Annotated in this window: 3 protein-coding genes and 1 pseudogene; 3 read left to right on the top strand and 1 reads right to left on the bottom strand. The window is 67.5% G+C overall.

Annotated features, from left to right (window positions below):
- Window positions 1-1,032: DEAD/DEAH box helicase (locus tag ACIQ3R_RS15580; RefSeq protein ID WP_397419772.1), on the bottom strand; the 1,032-nt coding region annotated here is incomplete at its 3' end.
- Window positions 1,033-1,102: 70 nt separating this feature from the next.
- Between ACIQ3R_RS15580 and ACIQ3R_RS15575 the strand changes: the two genes are divergently transcribed.
- The 3 genes and pseudogenes from ACIQ3R_RS15575 to ACIQ3R_RS15565 all read left to right on the top strand — a co-directional run.
- A complete protein-coding gene (locus ACIQ3R_RS15575) occupies window positions 1,103-1,825 on the top strand; it encodes a class I SAM-dependent methyltransferase (protein ID WP_397419771.1) in 723 nt (240 codons plus the stop codon).
- A gap of 364 nt (window positions 1,826-2,189) precedes the next feature.
- The gene (gene rpoD, locus ACIQ3R_RS15570; RefSeq protein ID WP_397419770.1) at window positions 2,190-4,139 is read left to right on the top strand and encodes an RNA polymerase sigma factor RpoD; all 1,950 of its coding nucleotides are present in this window, start codon (window positions 2,190-2,192) and stop codon (window positions 4,137-4,139) included.
- An 82-nt stretch (window positions 4,140-4,221) separates the two neighbouring features.
- Window positions 4,222-4,486: pseudogene (locus ACIQ3R_RS15565) on the top strand (aminopeptidase); the annotation flags it as partial.

The raw sequence follows: 4,486 nt of genomic DNA, 5'->3' as shown, positions 1-4,486 counted from the left end.
AATCACGAGATCCACATCGCCCCAGTCGATGCCGAGATCGAGGGTCGACGTGCAGACCACCGCGCGCAACTCGCCCCGCGCCATGGCCGCCTCGACCTTTCGGCGTTGTTCAGCGGCGAGCGAACCATGGTGGAGCGCGATCGCCAGTCCGTCCTCGTTGAGCCGCCACAGCTCCTGGAACGCGAACTCGGCCTGGAAGCGCGTGTTGACGAACACCAGCGCAATGCGGGCGCGCCGGATCTGGTCATAGACCTCGGCCATGGCGTGCTGGGCCGTGTGGCCCGCCCACGGGACCCGCCCCTCCGAGAGCAGCAGATCGACAACCGGCGGCGCGCCGGCCGGGCCAGTGACAAGGGAAACCGATGCGCCCCCCGGCGAAGCCGCCGAGGACGAGGCGTGGCGCGCCATCCACGCGGTGATCACCGCCGGATCATCGACCGTGGCGGAGAGGCCGACCCGGCGCAACGTCGGGGCCAGTGTCTGCAAGCGGGCGAGGTTGAGGGCCAGCAGGTCGCCGCGCTTGGTGGAATGGAGCGTGTGGATTTCGTCCAGGATCACGCAGCGCAGATCTTCGAAATAGGCGCGCGCGCCTTCCCAGGCGCAAAACAGGGCCAGCTGTTCGGGGGTCGTCAGAAGGATGTCCGGCGGCTTCACCCGCTGGCGCTGGCGGCGCGCCAGGCCGGTGTCGCCGGTGCGGCTTTCGGCCACGACGGCTAGCCCCATCTCGGTGATCGGCGCGGCGAGGTTGCGCTCGATGTCGACCGCCAGGGCCTTCAGCGGCGAGATGTAGAGGGTGTGAAGGCCGCGCGGGGAATTGGCCGGCGGACGTTCGGACAGCTCGATCAGGCTCGGCAGAAAGCCGGCCAGGGTCTTGCCGCCGCCGGTGGGGGCGATCAGCAGTGCGTCGCGCCCGGCGCGGGCCTCGGCCACCATGGCCAGCTGGTGGGCGCGCGGGCGCCAGCCCCGACCTTCAAACCAGGCGGCGAAGCGTGGCGGAAGGAGATCGTCGGCGGTGTCCGTGCTCGGAGCCATGGTTGCACCCATAGCAGGTTCTTGTTCCGTTTCACTGGCCCGGCGTCGGTTTTCCGCCCACACAGGGATCATGCGCACGGCCCTCGCCCTCCTGGTCCTGACCCTGCTCGCGGGTTGCCGGATGTCGGAAGCCGCGCCCGCCGCCGACGCGCCGAAGCGGGACGTGAAGGGCTTTCCGACGCCGGATCGCCCGGTGGCCGGGATCGTGGCGCCGACGTGGTCCTCCGGCCCCGACCGCGACGCGGCAGACGAGTCCGGCCAGCTGATCCGGGCGCTGGGCATCCGACGCGGCATGACGGTCGCTGATATCGGCGCGGGCTCGGGCTATCACACGCTCCGCCTGTCTCCGGCGGTGGGGCCTGAGGGTCTGGTCTATGCCGAAGACATCGTCGAAGCCTACATCTCGGGCCTGCGGCGGGAGGCCGAGCGGCGCAAGCTGACCAATGTGCGCATCGTCGTGGGCGAGGCGGATGACCCCAAGCTGCCGCCCGCATCGGTGGATCGCGCGGTGCTGGTGCACATGTACCACGAGATCGAGAACCCCTATGCGCTGCTCTGGAACCTGGCCTCGGCGCTGAAGCCCGGCGCCAAGGTCGGCGTTATCGACCTGGACCGGTCCACGGAAGCGCACGGCACGCCGCGCGCGCTGCTGAAGTGCGAGTTCGAGGCGGTGGGTTATCGCCGGCTAAGCCACCGCCAAATGGCGGGCGGCGGGGGCTACATTGCGGTCTTCGAAGCCCCTCTGGCCCGGCCGGCGCCGCAGGACATCAAGCCCTGTCCGGCGAAGGGCTAGGCCCTCTCACCGCCGCGTCCTTGACATCGCGGGCTCGCTTCGCCATCTCCGGCCTGCGGATTTAGCGCGCTTTTGACAGGCATCGACGGGCCGTCGCGATCCATCGGACGCGCCCCCCACACGGGTCACATGATGCTTCCCTCGCAGCGCGGGAGTCCTCGCGACCGGTTTCGGGTCGCAGCTTCGGCGTGCGCGCGCCGGGCGCTGCGTTCGGCTGCTCGTGAGCCGCACCCTAAAGTTTCGCGGGAACGAATTCTGAGTTCGCGGGTCGCATGATCGCGGCCTCGGAGTCGTCGCCGCATCGCCAGATCAGTCCGGCGCGGACCTTGTAAGGGGTGCGTGTCGGCCCGGAGAGCCAATTCGAATGACCAGCCAAGCCGCCGAAACCGAAGCCCCCGAAGCCCCCGCGCCGGATGGCCCGCTGCTCGATCTGACCGACGCCGCGGTCAAGAAGTTCATCAAGCAGGCCAAGACCCGCGGCTATGTCACCATGGACGAGCTGAACAAGGTTCTGCCCAGCGAGGAAGTGACCTCTGAGCAGATCGAAGACACGCTGGCCATGCTGTCGGAAATGGGCGTCAACGTCGTCGAAAGCGAGGACGACGCCGAGGGCGGCGAGGTGGCGGTGCGCGAAGAGACCGCGGTCGTCGAGACCTCCAAGGAGCCGGCCTACGATCGCACTGACGATCCGGTGCGGATGTACCTGCGCGAGATGGGCTCGGTTGAGCTGTTGTCCCGCGAGGGCGAGATCGCCATCGCCAAGCGCATCGAGGCCGGCCGCGACACCATGATCCGGGGCCTGTGCGAGAGCGCGCTGACCTTCGAGGCCATTATGGTGTGGCGCGAGGAACTGGAAGGCGGTCGCATCCTGCTGCGCGAGGTGATCGACCTCGAACAGACCTATGGCGGCCAGACCGCCGCCGCCGCCGAACTCGCCCGAGCCGAGGCCGGCGAAGCCGAAGAGGCCGAGGCCGAGGCCGAAGCTGAAGCCAAGGCGGAGAGTGAGGCCGAGGGCGAAGGCGACGACGACGACTTCGACGACGGCGCCGGTCCGACCATCAGCGCCATGGAGGCCGAGCTTCGCGAAGGCGTGATGGCCACGCTCGACGCCATCGCCGGCGAGTTCGAGTCCTTCCGCCTGCTGCAGGAAAAGCTGGTGTCGGCCCGCCTCCAGGGCGATGACCTCTCGGCGGCCGATCGCAAGGCCTACCAGACCGCGACCGGGACCATTGTTCAGCATCTGAAGACGCTGAAGCTCAACAACAACCGCATCGAGGCGCTGGTCGAACAGCTCTATGCGATCAACAAGCGCCTGATGGTGCTGGAAGGCCGCCTGCTCCGGCTGGCCGACAGCTACGGCATCAGCCGCACCGAGTTCCTCAAGGCCTATATGGGCCAGGAGATGCGGCCCGACTGGTCGACCCAGGTCAAGACGCTGGGCGTGCGCTGGACCAAGTTCGCCGAGAACGACGCCGGCCAGGTCGGCGATATCCGCTCGGAGATCGCGGCGCTGGCTACCGAGACCGGCGTGCCGATCGACGACTACCGCCGGATCGTCCAGACCGTTCAGAAGGGCGAGCGCGAAGCGCGTCAGGCCAAGAAGGAAATGGTCGAGGCCAACCTGCGCCTGGTGATCTCGATCGCCAAGAAGTACACCAACCGCGGCCTGCAGTTCCTGGACCTGATCCAGGAAGGCAACATCGGCCTGATGAAGGCGGTCGATAAGTTCGAGTACCGTCGCGGCTACAAGTTCTCCACCTACGCCACCTGGTGGATCCGGCAGGCGATCACCCGCTCGATCGCTGACCAAGCGCGGACGATCCGCATCCCGGTGCACATGATCGAGACGATCAACAAGATCGTCCGCACCAGCCGCCAGATGCTGCACGAGATCGGCCGCGAGCCGACCCCGGAGGAGCTGGCCGAGAAGCTGGCCATGCCGCTGGAAAAGGTGCGCAAGGTGCTGAAGATCGCCAAGGAGCCGATCAGCCTCGAAACGCCCATCGGCGACGAGGAAGACAGCCACCTGGGCGACTTCATCGAGGACAAGAACGCCATCCTGCCCATCGACGCGGCGATCCAGAGCAATCTTCGCGAAACAACGACGCGCGTGCTCGCGTCGTTGACCCCGCGCGAGGAACGCGTGCTGCGCATGCGCTTCGGCATCGGCATGAACACCGACCACACCCTGGAAGAGGTTGGGCAGCAGTTCTCGGTGACCCGCGAGCGTATCCGCCAGATCGAAGCCAAGGCGCTGCGCAAGCTGAAGCACCCGAGCCGTAGCCGGAAGCTGCGGAGCTTCCTGGATAGCTGACAGCGGGTTCCCCAGGGCCCGGACAAAAAACCCGGGCCCGCGACTGTCGACATGGGCGCGAAGACGCGACAAAGAGTCGTTCATGACAGAACGATCCACGGCTCTTCGCCTTCTCGCTCTTGCCCTCGCCGTACTGACCCTGGCCGCGCCCGCCGCGGCCCAGGATGAGGCCGGCCGATCCGCCGCCAATATCAAGGCGCACGTGACGTTCCTGGCCTCGGACCTGTTGCTGGGCCGCGAGCCGGGGGAGCCGGGCTATGACATTGCGGCCAACTATGTGGCTTCACAGTTCGCGCAACTGGGCCTGACGCCGGCTGGCGGCGATGGAAGCTACTTCCAGAAGGTGC

The organism is Phenylobacterium sp. (genome assembly GCF_044371015.1).
Taxonomy (GTDB): Bacteria; Pseudomonadota; Alphaproteobacteria; order Caulobacterales; family Caulobacteraceae; genus Phenylobacterium.
Note: the sequence above shows the minus strand (reverse complement) of the source record. Positions and strands in the feature narration are given on the sequence as shown.